General features: G+C 66.0%; 13 protein-coding genes. 9 read left to right on the top strand and 4 right to left on the bottom strand.

The window, feature by feature from the left end; genetic code table 11:
- Positions 1 to 209 precede the first annotated feature (209 nt).
- Positions 210 to 1,367 carry a glycosyltransferase family 4 protein gene (locus ASG79_RS19445; protein WP_056393410.1) on the top strand — a complete coding sequence of 386 codons (1,158 nt, stop codon included), beginning with the start codon at positions 210 to 212 and terminating at the stop codon, positions 1,365 to 1,367.
- Entirely contained in the window at positions 1,364 to 2,734 is a 1,371-nt protein-coding gene (locus ASG79_RS19440; protein ID WP_056393408.1) for a UDP-glucose dehydrogenase family protein, read from the top strand. Before ASG79_RS19445 ends, ASG79_RS19440 begins: the two co-directional genes overlap by 4 nt.
- An 18-nt stretch (positions 2,735 to 2,752) precedes the next feature.
- On the opposite strand, the gene ASG79_RS19435 is transcribed toward ASG79_RS19440, so the two are convergent.
- Entirely contained in the window at positions 2,753 to 3,616 is an 864-nt protein-coding gene (locus tag ASG79_RS19435; protein ID WP_056393407.1) for an HAD family hydrolase, read from the bottom strand.
- Positions 3,617 to 3,892: 276 nt separating this feature from the next.
- On the opposite strand from ASG79_RS19435, the gene ASG79_RS19430 reads away from it, so the two are divergent.
- The 4 genes from ASG79_RS19430 (at position 3,893) to ASG79_RS19415 (ending at position 10,540) form a co-directional block, all read left to right on the top strand.
- Positions 3,893 to 4,162: a GlsB/YeaQ/YmgE family stress response membrane protein gene (locus ASG79_RS19430; RefSeq protein ID WP_056393405.1), complete on the top strand. Its 270-nt coding sequence runs from the start codon at positions 3,893 to 3,895 to the stop codon at positions 4,160 to 4,162.
- Between the two features lie 203 nt (positions 4,163 to 4,365).
- Positions 4,366 to 6,498: a putative bifunctional diguanylate cyclase/phosphodiesterase gene (locus ASG79_RS19425; RefSeq protein ID WP_056393592.1), complete on the top strand. Its 2,133-nt coding sequence runs from the start codon at positions 4,366 to 4,368 to the stop codon at positions 6,496 to 6,498.
- Between the two features lie 134 nt (positions 6,499 to 6,632).
- A complete protein-coding gene (locus ASG79_RS19420; RefSeq protein WP_235509875.1) occupies positions 6,633 to 9,635 on the top strand; it encodes a response regulator in 3,003 nt (1,000 codons plus the stop codon).
- Complete coding sequence (locus ASG79_RS19415) at positions 9,632 to 10,540, top strand: diguanylate cyclase (protein WP_056393401.1); 909 nt, start codon at positions 9,632 to 9,634, stop codon at positions 10,538 to 10,540. Before ASG79_RS19420 ends, ASG79_RS19415 begins: the two co-directional genes overlap by 4 nt.
- Before the next feature lie 3 nt (positions 10,541 to 10,543).
- Here the strand turns inward: ASG79_RS19415 and ASG79_RS19410 are convergent, their stop codons facing one another.
- Complete coding sequence (locus ASG79_RS19410) at positions 10,544 to 10,948, bottom strand: hypothetical protein (protein WP_056393400.1); 405 nt, start codon at positions 10,946 to 10,948, stop codon at positions 10,544 to 10,546.
- A 222-nt stretch (positions 10,949 to 11,170) separates the two neighbouring features.
- On the opposite strand from ASG79_RS19410, the gene ASG79_RS19405 reads away from it, so the two are divergent.
- Positions 11,171 to 11,722 carry a dihydrofolate reductase family protein gene (locus tag ASG79_RS19405; RefSeq protein WP_018771810.1) on the top strand — a complete coding sequence of 184 codons (552 nt, stop codon included), beginning with the start codon at positions 11,171 to 11,173 and terminating at the stop codon, positions 11,720 to 11,722.
- A 2-nt stretch (positions 11,723 to 11,724) separates the two neighbouring features.
- On the opposite strand, the gene ASG79_RS19400 is transcribed toward ASG79_RS19405, so the two are convergent.
- Positions 11,725 to 12,075, bottom strand: coding sequence for a hypothetical protein (locus tag ASG79_RS19400; RefSeq protein WP_056393399.1), 351 nt, complete (start codon positions 12,073 to 12,075; stop codon positions 11,725 to 11,727).
- Between the two features lie 54 nt (positions 12,076 to 12,129).
- On the bottom strand, positions 12,130 to 13,074 hold the full coding sequence (gene mmuM, locus ASG79_RS19395) for a homocysteine S-methyltransferase (protein WP_056393398.1): 945 nt from the start codon (positions 13,072 to 13,074) through the stop codon (positions 12,130 to 12,132).
- Between the two features lie 117 nt (positions 13,075 to 13,191).
- Between mmuM and ASG79_RS19390 the strand changes: the two genes are divergently transcribed.
- Together ASG79_RS19390 and ASG79_RS19385 are read left to right on the top strand one after the other, a co-directional pair.
- Positions 13,192 to 13,641, top strand: a complete 450-nt coding sequence (locus tag ASG79_RS19390) for a hypothetical protein (RefSeq protein WP_018771813.1) — start codon at positions 13,192 to 13,194, stop codon at positions 13,639 to 13,641.
- On the top strand, positions 13,638 to 14,387 hold the full coding sequence (locus tag ASG79_RS19385; protein ID WP_056393397.1) for a cyclase family protein: 750 nt from the start codon (positions 13,638 to 13,640) through the stop codon (positions 14,385 to 14,387). The genes ASG79_RS19390 and ASG79_RS19385 overlap by 4 nt, the downstream gene beginning before the upstream one ends.
- Positions 14,388 to 14,401: the final 14 nt, after the last annotated feature.

The following is a 14,401-nucleotide window of genomic DNA, read 5'->3' as shown; positions in this document are numbered from 1 at the left end:
CTTGCGCGGGATGTCTCCGACGCCCGGTTTCCGCCCCGGCTGCTTGAGGCTCTGCGCTGACTACCCCCCTACCGTAAGCATGCTTAGCATCGAATGCCAAGCCTACTTAGTAATTTTTTTCGGGACTGGGTCCAGTTGTTCACCGGGCCTTTGCCTCCGGGTAACGCCTACTCCCCCGCCATTTCAGGGAGGCCGCGCACGGTTGAGGGGTGAGGATCGCAATCGTCGCCGAATCATTTCTGCCGTTGATGAACGGCGTCACGCACTCAATCCTGCGGGTCCTGGACCATCTGCAGGAGCGGGGCGACGACGTCATGGTCATTGCCCCGTCCGCGCACGACGGGGAGGCCGCAGTCCACGTCAACGGCGCCGAGGTCCACCGGCTTCCAGCGGTTCCGCTGGCAGGCTATACGAACGTGCGGGTGGCCGTGGGAGGTGTGTACCGGGTCAAGCGAATCCTTGCCGAGTACGCGCCCGATGTGGTGCATCTTGCCTCGCCGTTCGTGCTGGGCTGGCGCGCCGCCCAGGCTGCCGCGCAGCTGGGCATTCCCACCGTGGCGGTCTATCAGACCGAGGTCCCCAGCTATGCCGCCCGGTACGGTGTGCCCTTTTTGGAGAACTGGGCATGGAACCGGGTGGAGAACATTCATTTACTGGCCACCCGAACCCTGGTGCCCTCCACGTTCGCGCTGAACCAGTTGCGCGGCCGGGGCATTCCGCGGGTGCGGATGTGGCGCCGCGGCGTGGACACCGCGCGGTTTTCACCGGAAAAGCGCGACGGCGGGTGGCGGGCTTCGGTGGCCCCGAACGGTGAACGGATTATCGGCTACGTGGGCAGGCTCGCCGTGGAAAAACAGGTGGAGGACCTGGCCGCCCTCTCCGGCCTCCCCAACACCCGGTTGGTGATTGTGGGCGACGGGCCCCAGCGCACGGCGTTGGAGACGGTACTCCCCGGCGCGGTGTTCACCGGGTTCCTGGGCGGCGAAGAACTGGCCCGGGCGGTGGCGTCCTTCGACCTGTTCGTCCACCCCGGCGAGTTCGAAACCTTCTGCCAGACCATCCAGGAGGCCATGGCATCGGCTGTTCCTGTGGTGGCCACGGGGCGGGGCGGTCCGCTGGACCTGGTGGAGAATTCGCGGACCGGGTGGCTTTACGAACCGGGCGACCTGGCGGCCATGCGCGCCAGGGTGCAGGACCTGGTGGGCGACGACGCCAAGCGCCGGGCGTTCGCGGCGGCAGCCCACGCGTCGGTGCAGGACAGGACCTGGCCGGCGCTGTGCGCCGAACTGGCGCAGCACTACCGGGACGTCACCGCGACGGTTCCCGGTCCCCCGCGGAAGGCGTCAAAGGCAGGAGCACCGTCATGAGGATTTCTGTAATAGGCTGCGGCTACCTGGGCGCTGTCCACGCGGCGGCCCTTGCATCCATGGGCCACTCGGTGGTGGGCATCGACGTCGATCCCGGCAAGGTGCAGCAACTGGCGCAGGGGGTGGCGCCATTCCACGAGCCCGGGCTTGACGAGCTGCTCCAGGACGGCCGCGCTACCGGAAGGCTGCGGTTCGCCACCGACCCGGCAGAGGCAAGGGGCGCGCAGGTTCATTTCCTGTGCGTGGGGACGCCGCAGGACAAGGCGTCCGACGCCGCCGACCTCACCTTCCTGGTCTCAGCCCTGGAAAGCCTGCTGCCGCACCTGGCCGCGGGCGCCGTCGTCGTGGGCAAATCCACCGTGCCGGTTGGCACCGTGGACATGCTGCGCCGCATCCTGGCGCGACGGCCCGACGTGCTGCTCGGCTGGAACCCCGAGTTCCTGCGGCAGGGCACCGCCGTCAAGGACTCGCTGGTGCCGGACCGGCTGGTTTACGGCGTGGAGGGCGGCCGGCCCGCTGCCTTCAACCCGGCAACCGGCGCACCCCTTGGGGTGGCGGCAGCACTGGATGCCGTCTATGAACCGCTGCTGGCCGCCGGGATCCCCCGCCTGGTCTGCAGCTTCGCCACGGCAGAGCTGATCAAATCGGCCGCGAACGCGTACCTGGCCACCAAGGTCAGCTTCATCAACGCCGTGGCAGGGCTGTGTGATGCTGCCGGCGCGGACGTGTCGGAGCTCAGCGAGGCGATGGGGCTGGACCCCAGGATCGGAAGCAGGTACCTGCAGGCGGGGCTGGGCTTCGGCGGCGGCTGCCTGCCCAAGGACATCCGCAGTTTCGGAGCACAGGCAGCCACACTGGGCGTGCCCGCCGTGGAGGACTGGATGCGGCTGGTCGATTCGGTGAACGTTAGCCAGCGTGAACGCACTGTCGGCCTCGCCAGGGAGCTGTGCGGCGGAGCGCTGGCCGGACGCTCGGTCACTGTTTTGGGCGCCTCCTTTAAGCCTGATACGGACGACATCCGGGATTCGCCGGCGCTGGATGTGGCGGACCGGCTGGCCGCTGCCGGGGCGCACGTCACCGTCACCGACCCCAAAGCGGTCAATCTTGCCTGGCGCCGCTACCCGCGCCTGCGCTTCGAGGCGTCCACCGGGCGGGCACTCCAGGATGCCGAACTGGTGCTGCTCCTCACCGAATGGGACGAGTACCGGCGGCTGTGCCCCGCCGTCACCGGACAGCTGGTACGACGGCGGGTGGTCCTGGACGCGCGGAACGTGCTGGACGCGGCAGCGTGGCGGGAGGAAGGCTGGCTGGTGCGCGGCCTTGGCACCTCCGCCGGCACCTTGGCCACGGCAGGCGCGGTGGGCTGACGCCCGACAGGGGACGGCCTAGCCGAGGAGCCCCAGCTCAGCGAAGGCCAGGGCCACGCCGTTGCCGGCGGGTGCGGCAGTGGTCCTGTCCGCCACGGCAAGGACGGCGGGGTGGCCGCCTTCCACGGCGATGCCGACGGCTGCGTACTCAAGCATTTCGATGTCGTTGGCGCTGTCGCCGATGGCAATGATGTCGGCCCGGTCCAGGCCGAGCCGGGCTTCCACCACCTGGATGCCCACCGCCTTGTGCGTGCCGGCCATGAAGATTTCCCCTGCACGGTCGCCGAGCGCTGACAGGGAGCTCGGGATCAGCCCAACCTCCGGCCCGAAGGCCTCCAACAGGCGGGTCAGCGGCACCGGTGCATCGAAGCAGGAGATCTTGGCGTAGGAGGTGGCGCGGAGGTCATCGCCGTAATGCATTGGCCCCAGGATGTCCTCGAGCGGATCCACGTCCGTGCTGAGCACTCCGTCGTGGCGTGGACGCCCGGCGAAGATGGGGCCCAGCACCTCCCTCAGCCGCCGGTCCACACCGGTGCGGCCATGCAGGGCTTCCGGGGCCTCCAGGATGTAGGCGGCGTTGTGGGCATCCAGGGCCTCAACGATGCGTGCGGCCAGGCCGGGTTCAAAACGGGCATCCTTGAGGATCTCCCCGTTGACCTCCACCCTGGCGCCGGCGCCTGTGATGGTGCCGTCAAACCCAGCGTCCAGGATGTGGCCGGGGACCATGGACAGCGGGCGTCCGGTACAGACAAAGACGAGGTGGCCCCGTGCCCGGGCGGTCCGCACCGCGTCCACGTGCGCTGCCGGAGCCAGGCCGTGGTCGGCGTAGGTTCCGTCGATGTCGAGGAAGATGGCACGGGGCCTGGCGGTCTGGCTGGGCATGCCTGCGCTCCTTGGTCTGTTCGGGGACTTGCCATCCTATCGGCGGACGCCAGGCAGGCCGCACCCGAGAATGAACGCTTCACGGGATGCCAAAGCCAGTCCATACGGCGGAGAACCAAGGACCGTCAGGACACCGATTGATAAAAGCACGGCATTCCGCCTGAAACTGACAGTCATCCTGTGATATTCAAGGCCTTGCACAGTAGTAAGCCTGCTGATTGAATGATGGAACCGGAAATGGGGGCCCGGCACAACTTACTGACAAGGAGTGGCAACATGGGCATTATCGGATTTCTCATTTTGGGCCTGATTGCTGGAGCCATTGCAAAGGCAATCCTGCCGGGTCGCCAGGGCGGCGGCTGGGTAGTGACCCTGGTCCTCGGCGTCGTCGGAGCCATTCTGGGCGGCTGGATTGGATCGCTCATCTTTGGCGGCGGACTGGCCGAATTCTTCGACCTCAGGACCTGGCTGCTGGCCATCCTCGGCTCCATCGTCGTTCTGTTGATCTACGGAGCAGTCACCAACCGCAGCAGCCGCCGGGTGTAGCCGCAGCACCTGTTCACCTAAACAAGAAGCGCCGGACTCCCCAAAAGGAGGACGGCGCTTTCTCTGTTCCACGCCGCCTAATTTGCCTTCCGTGGTGCGCACCCAATTCCTGCCAATGGCCTTTATGATGGCGAAGGGGTGGTGTAATGACCAGTTTTATGGGCCGTGGCGATGATGTGGCATTACAAACTTTTGGCGTGGTCATGGATGCCAGCCCGGACGCACTGCTGGCTTTGACCGCGGACGGTATTATCCTTGCGGCCAATTCTGCTGCGTCAAGGCTCTTCGGCTTACCGAAGGAAGCTTTTGCGGGCCTGGACCACCGCCCACTGATTGCCGAGGATTTCCGCGACGAGGTAGGCCAGTTGTTCCTCCAGCTCCTTGCAGAGCCGGATGGGCATCCGCTGCCCCGCGAGATCAGGGGACTCCGTCACGACGGCAGCGAGATCCCCATCGAAGTGGCGGCCGCACTCCTCCCCCAGCCAACCGCGGACCACGCCCGCGCAGAGCGCGGACCCGAAGGGCAATCGGAAGAACGGGCAGGGCAATCCGGAGCGCGGCTGCTGCTCTCCGCCCGTGGCACGGCACACCGCAAGGCGGCGGACGAGGATCTGCGCGAGGCCATGTCCTTGTTGACGGCCACCCTTGAATCCACTGCCGACGGCATCCTGGTCATGGGCAATGACGGCAGGGTGGCTGGGTTCAACGAACAATTCCTTGCCATGTGGCGCATCCCGCCCGAGTTGATGGAAGCGGACAGCGGAGAACCGGCCATGCAGCTCATCGTGGAGCAGGTGGCAGACCCAGCGGCCTTCACCGCCCGGCTGGGCGAACTTCAGGAAGACCCGGCCGCCGAGAGCCACGACGTGGTCGAGTTCAGGGACGGCCGCACCTATGAAAGATATTCCCGCCCCCAGCGGGTAGAGGAAAAGATCGTTGGACGGGTGTGGAGCTTCCGCGATGTCACGCCCCGGCGAAAAGCGCAGGAGCAGGCGCACAGGGCCATGATGGACCTGGCCGTCCAGGCCGAAAAGCTGCGGGCCATGGCGTTCCAGGACCCCCTGACCGGGCTCGCGAACAGGGCCGTGTTCAACGACGCCCTGGCCGAAGCACTTCAGGAAGCCCGGCTGAAGACGGTGGATGTCCTGCTCCTTGACCTGGACGACTTCAAGGAGGTCAACGACATCCTTGGCCACCAGGCGGGTGATGACATGCTCATCGAAGTGGCACGCCGGCTTCGCGGCTGCGTCCCTACAGCTGACGTTGTTGCACGATTGGGCGGGGACGAGTTCGTGGTGCTGTTGACGGCGTGCCCGGATGCCGACGCCATCGCGGCGTGCATCGTGCGCTGCCTGCACGTCCCCGTGACCATCGACGGCACTGTCCTCCGGCCGAGCCTCAGCCTGGGCCTCGCCTCGTTGGGGCAGGACAGCGTTGGGCCCTCGGAACTCCTGCGGCATGCCGACATTGCCATGTATGCGGCCAAGGCGGCAGGCAAGAACCGGTTCCTCCGCTTCCACCCGGACATGATGCAGGCACTGGTGCAGCGCACCCACATGGAGGGCGGGCTGCGGCTGGCTGTTCCGCGCGGCGAAATCACCGTGGATTTCCAGCCGATCGTGTCGCACCGCATGGGGCAGGTGGTCCAACTCGAGGCGCTGGCCAGGTGGGACCGCGGCGGCGAGCGGGTGCCGCCGTCGATCTTCATCCCCCTTGCCGAGCGCACCGGGCTGATCGGCGAGATCGGGGCCGAGGTAATGGCCTCCGGCATGGTGCAGCTGGCGCGATGGCTCAGCGAGGATCCGGCGCGGTCCCTGGCGGTGAACGTCTCCGGGGTCCAGCTCCAGGAACCGGACTTCGCCGAGACCGTCCTAAGGCTGGCGGCAGCCAGCGGCGTGGCCCCCTACCAGCTGGTCATGGAAGTTACCGAGAGTGTGTTTTTCGACGCCGACTGCAGCCTGATCCGGCAACTCAGCACGCTGCGGGACGCCGGGGCCAGGGTGGCACTGGATGATTTCGGCACCGGCTACTCCTCACTGGGCCGGCTGCAGGACCTGCCCGTGGACACGGTCAAGATCGACAAGTCTTTTGTGTCCATGGTGCGGACCGGCAACGAGCGCCTGCCGATCCTCAGCTCCATGATCAACATGGCCCACAGCCTGGGGCTGACCGTCACGGCTGAAGGGATTGAGACGGCGGCGCAGGCGGATTACCTGGCCGCGCTGGAGTGCGATTCGCTGCAGGGTTACCTGTTTTCCTTGCCGGAGCCCGGTGAGCGGCTTGGCCACGCATTGCAGAACGCGGAAGAAGCCCTCAATGCCTTGAAGGGGCGGTAATTTCCGGCCAATTCCAAGGGTGCGCGGGATATTATGAGGGGGCGTCTCCGCCGTGGTCTCCGGCGGCTCCGCCCCGGTTTTGGGGCATTGGGCGCAATTAGGGGGAAGGGGTCTCCGTGTCCCAGTCTGGTCTCTTGGAACACCGTGTCAACAGCGGTAGGTCGCGGCTGTGGCCGCGGATCGTGGCGGCAGCGTTGGTCCTCACTGGACTCGGGGTGTTTTTGGCAGTGAACAGGGGCACTCCGGCCGCCCTTGTTACCGGCGACTTCCTCATTTTGGCCGCGTCCCTGGTGGCCGGGGTGAGCTGTGCGCGAGCCGGTGCCCGAGGTGGTGCGAACGCGAAGGCCTGGACCTATATGGCTGCGGCGTCCTTCGTCTGGGCAGCCGGAATGGCGCTCTACGCGTTTTACGGCCTTCTGAACGACCATGTTTACCCCTTTCCCTCCCTGGCAGACGCCCTGTTCCTTGGCTACTCGGTGCCCGCTGTCGTGGCGCTGTTCTCGTTCAAGCGGCGAGCCGGCACTCCCGTCGCGCTGTTTCGGGCGGTCATGGACGCCGCCGTCATTGCCGGCTCGGTGCTTGTGGTCAGCTGGTACACGGCCCTTGGCCCCGCCTTCAACGCTGTTGGGGACCCACTGACACGCCTTACCGGGATGGCCTACCCCGTGGTGGATCTGGTGATCACGTCCCTGGTACTGGTCCTGGCCATGCGGCGTCAGCCGGGCGAGCGCCTGCCCTGGCTCTGTTTCGGTGGCGGCCTGGTGGTGCTGGCCGTTACGGACAGCATTTACGTGCGCATGACGTTCGACGGCGTGACGGGAACCACCGGATCACCGCTTGCCTTGGGCTGGATGGGCGCCTTCCTCATCATCGCCATGGCTCCTGCCGCACCGTACGTGGAGAACACAGGCCCGGACCGGAAGGGGTACACGCTTGCACTGGAACTGCTCCCATACGTTCCCCTCCTCCTGGCTGTACTCCAATTCGCCGGCCCGCACCTGCAGGAGCTCGATCCGTTCCTTCTCGTAGTGGGAGCCACTGTCCTTGCCTCCGTGCTGGTCCGTCAGGTGCTGATCGTCTTCGAGAACATCAGCCTGACCGGCGGACTCGAGGATGAAGTGGCTGCCCGCACCGTGGAACTTGAGGCGGCCCGGGAGGCGGCGTTGGAATCCAGCCGTCTCAAATCCGAATTCCTGGCTACCATGAGCCACGAAATCCGCACTCCGATGAACGGGGTAGTCGGCCTAACCGGGCTCCTTCTGGAAACCGGGCTGGACGAGACGCAGCGTCAGTACGCCCAAGGGGTTAAGGGTGCGGGGGAATCGTTGCTGGCCCTTATCAATGACATCCTCGATTTCTCGAAGCTGGAGGCCGGAAAGGTGGACCTGGACGTCCGTCCCTTCGACCCCAGGGTCCTCGTCGAAGAGGTGGCCGCCCTGCTGGCCGAACCTGCACTGGCCAAGAACCTGGAGCTGATCGCCTACTGTGAGCCTGACGTTCCTGCCCGTTTGCAGGGCGACTCCGGCAGGATCCGGCAAATATTGCTCAACCTTGCCTCCAATGCCGTGAAGTTCACGGCATCCGGGGAGGTCTCCATCCGGGTCACGGCCAAAGACCCGGGCTACGGCCCGGGAAGCACCGCGGCAATTGAGTTCGAGGTCCGCGACACCGGCATTGGCATCAGCCCGGAACATCACGGCAAATTGTTTGAATCCTTCTCGCAGGCGGATGCTTCCACCACCCGCCGCTACGGCGGTACGGGTCTTGGCCTGGCCATCTGCAGGCGCCTGACCGCTGTGATGGACGGTGCCATCGGGATGGACAGTGCGCCGGGCCAGGGCAGCACATTCTGGTTCCGGCTGCCGCTGCCCATAGCACCCCCGTCCACGGATCCTGTGCCGACCGCCGGATTCCTCACCGGTCTCCGCGTCCTGGTGGTGGATGACAATGCCACAAACCGACTGGTCCTCGAATCCCAGCTCCGTGGCTGGCGCCTTGAACCGCAATCCGTTCCGGACGCGACGGCCGCTTTGGAAGTGGCCCGCGCCGCGCGGCAGGCCGGGACACCCTTCCATTTCGCCGTTTTGGACTACTGCATGCCCGACACGGATGGCCTGGAGCTGGCCCGGCGCATCAAGGCCGACGCAGCACTTGCGGGCATGGAACTGATCATGCTGACCTCGACCATGCAGGTAGACCCGGCAGAGATTGCCGCCGCGGGTGTGCGTGAGTGGCTGATGAAACCCGTCCGCAGTTCCGAGTTTTACAACCGGCTGGTCCGCCTGATCTCGACCCGCGAGCCCACACCGGAATCCTGGAGCCGCCCAAGGCCCGCCCGAACCGCGCAGGCTGGGCGCGGCACGCCGCGCCGCGGGCAGATCCTGGTCGTTGAGGACAATGAGGTGAACCAGTTGGTGGCACGCGCAACAGTCGAAAAGTTCGGCTACGCGGTGGATGTGGTTTGCAACGGTGCCGAAGCGGTGGCGGCCGCGGCCGCGACAAGATACTCCGCCATCCTGATGGATTGCCACATGCCGGTGATGGACGGCTTCGAGGCAACCCGCGAGATCCGCCGCCTGCCCTCTGCAATCCGGGTGCCCATCATTGCCATGACCGCAGGCGCCCTCGATGGAGACCGGGAACGCTGCCTCGCCGCGGGCATGGACGATTACCTGTCAAAACCCGTGGACGCGGCTGCCCTGGAAGCTGCGTTGTCCCGCTGGGTTCCCGTGCAGCTCCCGCAGCCTCTTGCTGTCACCGGAGGTCCTTCCGCCGGAAGCCCCGGGCCCGTACTGGACCCGGACCGCATCGCCGTCCTTAGGGACCTGGGCCAGGATGACGGAGGGGCATTGTTGCGGGCAACGCTGGAGGCGTTCCGACGGGAGAGCCAGGTGCGCGTGGCGGCGCTCCGCGCAGCGGTTCCTGGCGACAGCCAGGTCCTGGTGCAGGCTGCCCACGCCCTGAAGGGGTCCGCGGCAAACATCGGAGCCTCCGGCGTGGTTTCGGTCTGTGCCGAGCTCGAAGAACTGGGCCGCAACGGGCAACTGGGCAACGCCGAGGGACTCGTCAGCCGGCTCGAGGCTGAACTGCACCGATTGGACGCCGAACTGGAGGCCGCAGTGAAGGGGGACCATTGAGAGTTCTCGTAGCGGACGATGATCCGGGGTCGCTCCTGGTGGCCAGGGCCGCCGTCGAACGTTCGGGGCATGACTGCATGACGGCTGCGGACGGTGGCGAGGCATGGGCCCTGTTCCAGGCACACCGGCCGGATGTGGTGGTCACCGACCGGATGATGCCCGTGATGGACGGATTGGAACTCTGCCGGGCCATCCGTGCAGAGGAGCCTGAGCTGTACACCTACATCGTGCTGCTGACCTCGCAAGGATCGCGCGACGACGTTCTGTCCGGGCTCGAGGCCGGCGCCGACGACTACGTCACCAAGCCGTTGGACCCCTTTGTCCTGCACACCAGGCTCCTAGTGGCGTTGCGAATCACCACGCTTCACGCGGACCTCGCACACTACCGGAAAGTCCTCTCGGAGCAAGCGCGCACCGATCCCCTGACCGGACTTCACAACCGGTTGAAACTTTCAGAGGACCTGGAGCAACTGCACGCCCGGAGCGCCCGCCATGGCGAGGGGTACAGTGTGGCGCTGTGCGACGTGGACAATTTCAAGAGCTACAACGACCTCTACGGTCACCAGGCCGGCGATCTGGCCCTTCGGGCGGTGGCATCCACCCTCGCGGCAACGGCACGACGGACTGACGGTGTCTACCGGTTCGGGGGCGAGGAGTTCCTGCTGGTGCTTCCCCGACAGGGCGTGATCGGGGCCAGGGCCCTTGTGGAACGGGCGTTATGCGCCGTACGTGACCTGGCCATACCCCATGCCGGCGACCCATCGGGCCAGTTGGGGTTCAGCGCTGGAGTCTCCGGGTTCTCCGCGGGGCATGTGGTGAGTGCCGAAATGCTGCTAAATGAAGCCGACGCAGCCCTTTACGCGGCAAAGGCCGCAGGGCGGAACCAGGTGATGCTCGCACCGTAGGCGCTATGCTGCCTTTTTCCCGCCAGACTTCTTCTGCGGGGCCTTCTGACCGGACGGCCGCTGCTCAGCAACGGCTGCCGCATTGGCGGGTGTTTCTGCCGGCCGGCCAGCGTACGGCGTCACGGTCGTTGCGGAAGCAGCAGGTTCAGCGTGCACATCGGGTGCGGCGGCGCGGTTGCGGCGCCAGCGGCGGACCAGGTCGACGGCGGCCAGCAGGCCCGCGAGGGGGGTCAGCACAGCTGCCGCGTAGACGAACAGCATCCAGGTCAGGGTGGTGAGCGGTGGCTGGTTGTTGTTGAGCAGGGACAGTCCGCCCAGCATTCCAACAACCCAGAACAGCACTACGGCCGTCAGGACAGCGCCGGCAGGAAAATACTGGTTGGTCACGACTTTTTTCAGGGTTTCCATGCACTTCCTCCTGCCTGGCCGGGGGGACGGCGAAAGCCGCTCAAAAACAAGTATGGGGCCCGGCCGGCGCGAAACCGTGCAAGACGACACGGCGAGTGATCAAGCTAACGTAACCATCCGCCGTCGTCCGAATTCCCGGGCCAAAATAAGGTCCGGCGCCCTTCCCGGAAAGGCCCTGGGCGCATACCGTAATGCCTGTCCGCTCGAAAACTGGAGGTTCCCATGCGCAAAGTCACTGCCGGCCTGTTCCACTCCGTGGACGGGGTGGTGTCCGAACCCTTCAAGTTCCAGTTCGACAGCTTCGACGACGAACTCGGCGCGGGCCTGACCAAGATGATGAACACCGTGGATACCGTGGTCCTGGGCCGCGTCAGCTACCAGGAGTGGGCTGGTTACTGGCCCACCGCCTCGGCAGACCAGGACTTTGCCGCGTTCATCAACCCGGTGGAAAAGTTCGTTGCGTCACGCACCCTGACCGGGCAGCTGGAATGGCAGAACTCTCAGTTGATGGACGCTCCGCTTGAGGAGTTCGTTGCCGCCTTGAAGGACCGCGACGGCGGCGAGATCGCCGTGTGCGGGAGCATCTCGGTGGTGCGGCAGCTGCTGTTCGCCGGGCTGTTGGACTCGCTGCAGCTGATGACGCACCCGGTCATTGCCGGCAGCGGCCGCAGGCTGTTCCAGGACGGTGACCCGCTGACCCGGCTGGTGTTGCTTGACCAGTCCACCACCAGCAAGGGCAACGTGCTGAGCACCTACGGGGTCCGCGGGGACTAAGCCTACGCGGCCAGCGGGGCCCCGAAAAGCTCCTCCGCAAGCCGGGACAAGTGGTCCGGGATGTCCGCTTCGGCCCCGTGATCGCCGCGGCCGAGGAAGACCGCGGTGCCACGGATCCCGTCAAGGTCCAGGCCGCATTCGTGCATCAGCTGCCCGGCGCGGAAGTTGACCGGCAGGAGCATGGTGACGCTTTCGGCGTTGAGGTAGACATGCCAGTCGCCGCGGATCACCGACTCCAGCGGCCCGCCCACCAGGGCTTCCAAGGCCTGCAGGTCTGCCGGCACCTGCTCGATGCGCATCGGCTCGGAATTGCCGGCCGGTACAACAAGTGCTGTGTAAGTTCTGTTGTTCATCGTTCATTTCTCCTTAGGTTTTAACACCCGTGGAGACGGCAGTGTTCCCGGTAACTATGCCTTCCCGGCCAACGCTGCGACGTCGGCGGGCGTGGTCCGGCAGCAGCCGCCCACGATGCGGGCACCAAGCTGCCGCCACCCAGGGGCACCTGTGCCGAGGCTGGAGGGAGCACCGCTGCCGGAAGCCGCCCGGTCCTGGCTCCACGTCTTTGTCACGGGATGGTAGGTCTCCCCCGAATTGGGATAGGCCAGCAGCGGCTTGTCCGTGTGCAGGCCCAGTGCTGCGAGCGCGGGAGCGACCAGGTTGAGCGGGACGCAGTTCACACCCACGGCGGCGACGTGGGGCTGTCCGTCAAGGAGCCGGGCCACGTCGGCGAGCGGGGTTCCGTCGCTGATGTGCCCGCCGTCGCGCAGGGAAAAGGAGAACCAGGTGTCGACGCCGTGTTCCCGGCTGAGTGCCAGGAGGGCTTCGGCCTCAGCGAAGGAAGGCAGCGTTTCCAAGGCCAGGAGGTCCACGCCGGCGTCCACCAGCGCGGCGATGCGGGGGGCGTGGAAGTCCTGGAACTCTTCTGCGGTGAGGGCGTAGTCCCCCCGGTACTCCGAGCCGTCCGCAAGGTAGGCACCGTAGGGACCCACGGAACCGGCGACCAGCAGCGGCCCGGCGTCCGGGTGGTCCTCCAGATGCTGCCGCCGCGCTTCATCCGCCAACCGGGCGGACAGCGCAACGAGCTCCAGGGCTTCCCGTTCGCCCATCCCCCGCGCCGCAAACCCCCGGGGCGTGGCCTGGTAGCTGGCGGTGGTGGCGATGTTCGCGCCGGCGGCGAAGTAGTCCCGGTGCACGTCCCTGATCAGCTCGGGCTGCTCCAGGAGGACCTTGGCGGACCACAGTGCGTCGTTCAAATCGCAGCCGCGGGCCTCCAGTTCGGTGGCCAGGGCGCCGTCAGCTACGAGGCCTGCGCCGGCGTCAAGCAGGGTGGACAGGGAACGGCGGCTAGGCATCGCACCTCCGGTCGATTGTTGGCTGTTTTGTTCATTATAGGCAAGTTTCCATGCTTGTAATGCATATCACTGTGTGCCACGATGACTGCAGCAACGACCATTACAGGAGGAATATTCGTGAGTGTGCACCTGAACAGTGTCCGCAAGCTACGGGTCCACTGGCCCATCAGTGCGGAAACCTTCGGCCGGATAGCCGCCGGAGACGCCAACGCCGTCCAGCAGGATCCGGGGCTGGCAGAACTCCTGCACACCGTTGGGCATTACCCGGACCTCGGTGATTTCGGGAACTACAAGCACGTCTTCGAATCCGGCATCGGATTCGAAGGATTCTCGTGCGGCGAAGGGGCGTCTCCCACGCTTGGCAGGGTGGGCGAGCAGACCCTCTCCCCCACGTTCGTCTTCACCACCTATTTTGATGCCACCCTGGACGAGGCCGTCCTGGAACGGGTTATGCAGGAACTGGTGGCCATCCACCCGTGGGAACTGCCTGTCATCGAGGTGACCGGTCCCGTGAGCGTGGCCGGTGGGCTGCACCGTAAAACCCCCTCGGCGGCGGCAGCATCATGACACTCACCACCACTGCCGCCTGGCCCGCGCTTCAGTCCGCCCTGGCAGGCAGGACGTTCACGGACCTCACCCATGCCTTCCATCCAGGCCAGCCCCGTTTCGCCGCCTTTCCGGACGAAACCCGGGAGGCTCTTTTCGACCTTGAAAGGGGCGACGGGTTTACGGCCCACCGGTATTCGATCGTTGGCCAGTGGGGCACGCATGTGGATCCGCCTTCCCACTTCATCCGGGGTGGACGCACCCTCGACCGGATTCCAGTCCAGGACATGATTCTTCCCCTTGTGGTCCTGGACATCACCCGGCGGGTGGAACGGGATCCGGATGCAACCCCCACCCTGCAGGATGTGCACGGATGGGAAGACCGGAACGGAAGAATCCCGGCTGGATGCTTCGTTGCCCTGAGGACCGGCTGGAGCTCACGGTGGCCGGACGGAGATGCCATGGCCAACAAGGATGCGGACGGAGTCAGCCACACTCCCGGGTGGTCCCGTGAGGTGCTGTCCTTCCTGGTGGAGGAACGCTGGGTTTCGGCCATCGGGCACGAGCAAACGGACACCGATCCGGGGCTGGCAACCTCGCAGGGGGACTTTAGCCTGGAAACCTACATCCTGGCGAAGGACCGCTGGCAGATAGAACTGATGGCTGATTTGTCCGGCCTCCCTGAATCGGGTGCCGCAATCGTGGCCAGCTGGGCCAAACCCTCCGAAGGGAGCGGCTTCCCGGCCCGCGTCTTCGCCATCTCCTGACCCTGGCGGGCGGT

It is taken from the genome of Arthrobacter sp. Soil761 (assembly GCF_001428325.1).
Taxonomy (GTDB): Bacteria; Actinomycetota; Actinomycetes; order Actinomycetales; family Micrococcaceae; genus Arthrobacter.
The sequence above is the reverse complement of the archived record's forward strand: the minus strand, read 5'-3'. Positions and strand labels throughout refer to the sequence as shown.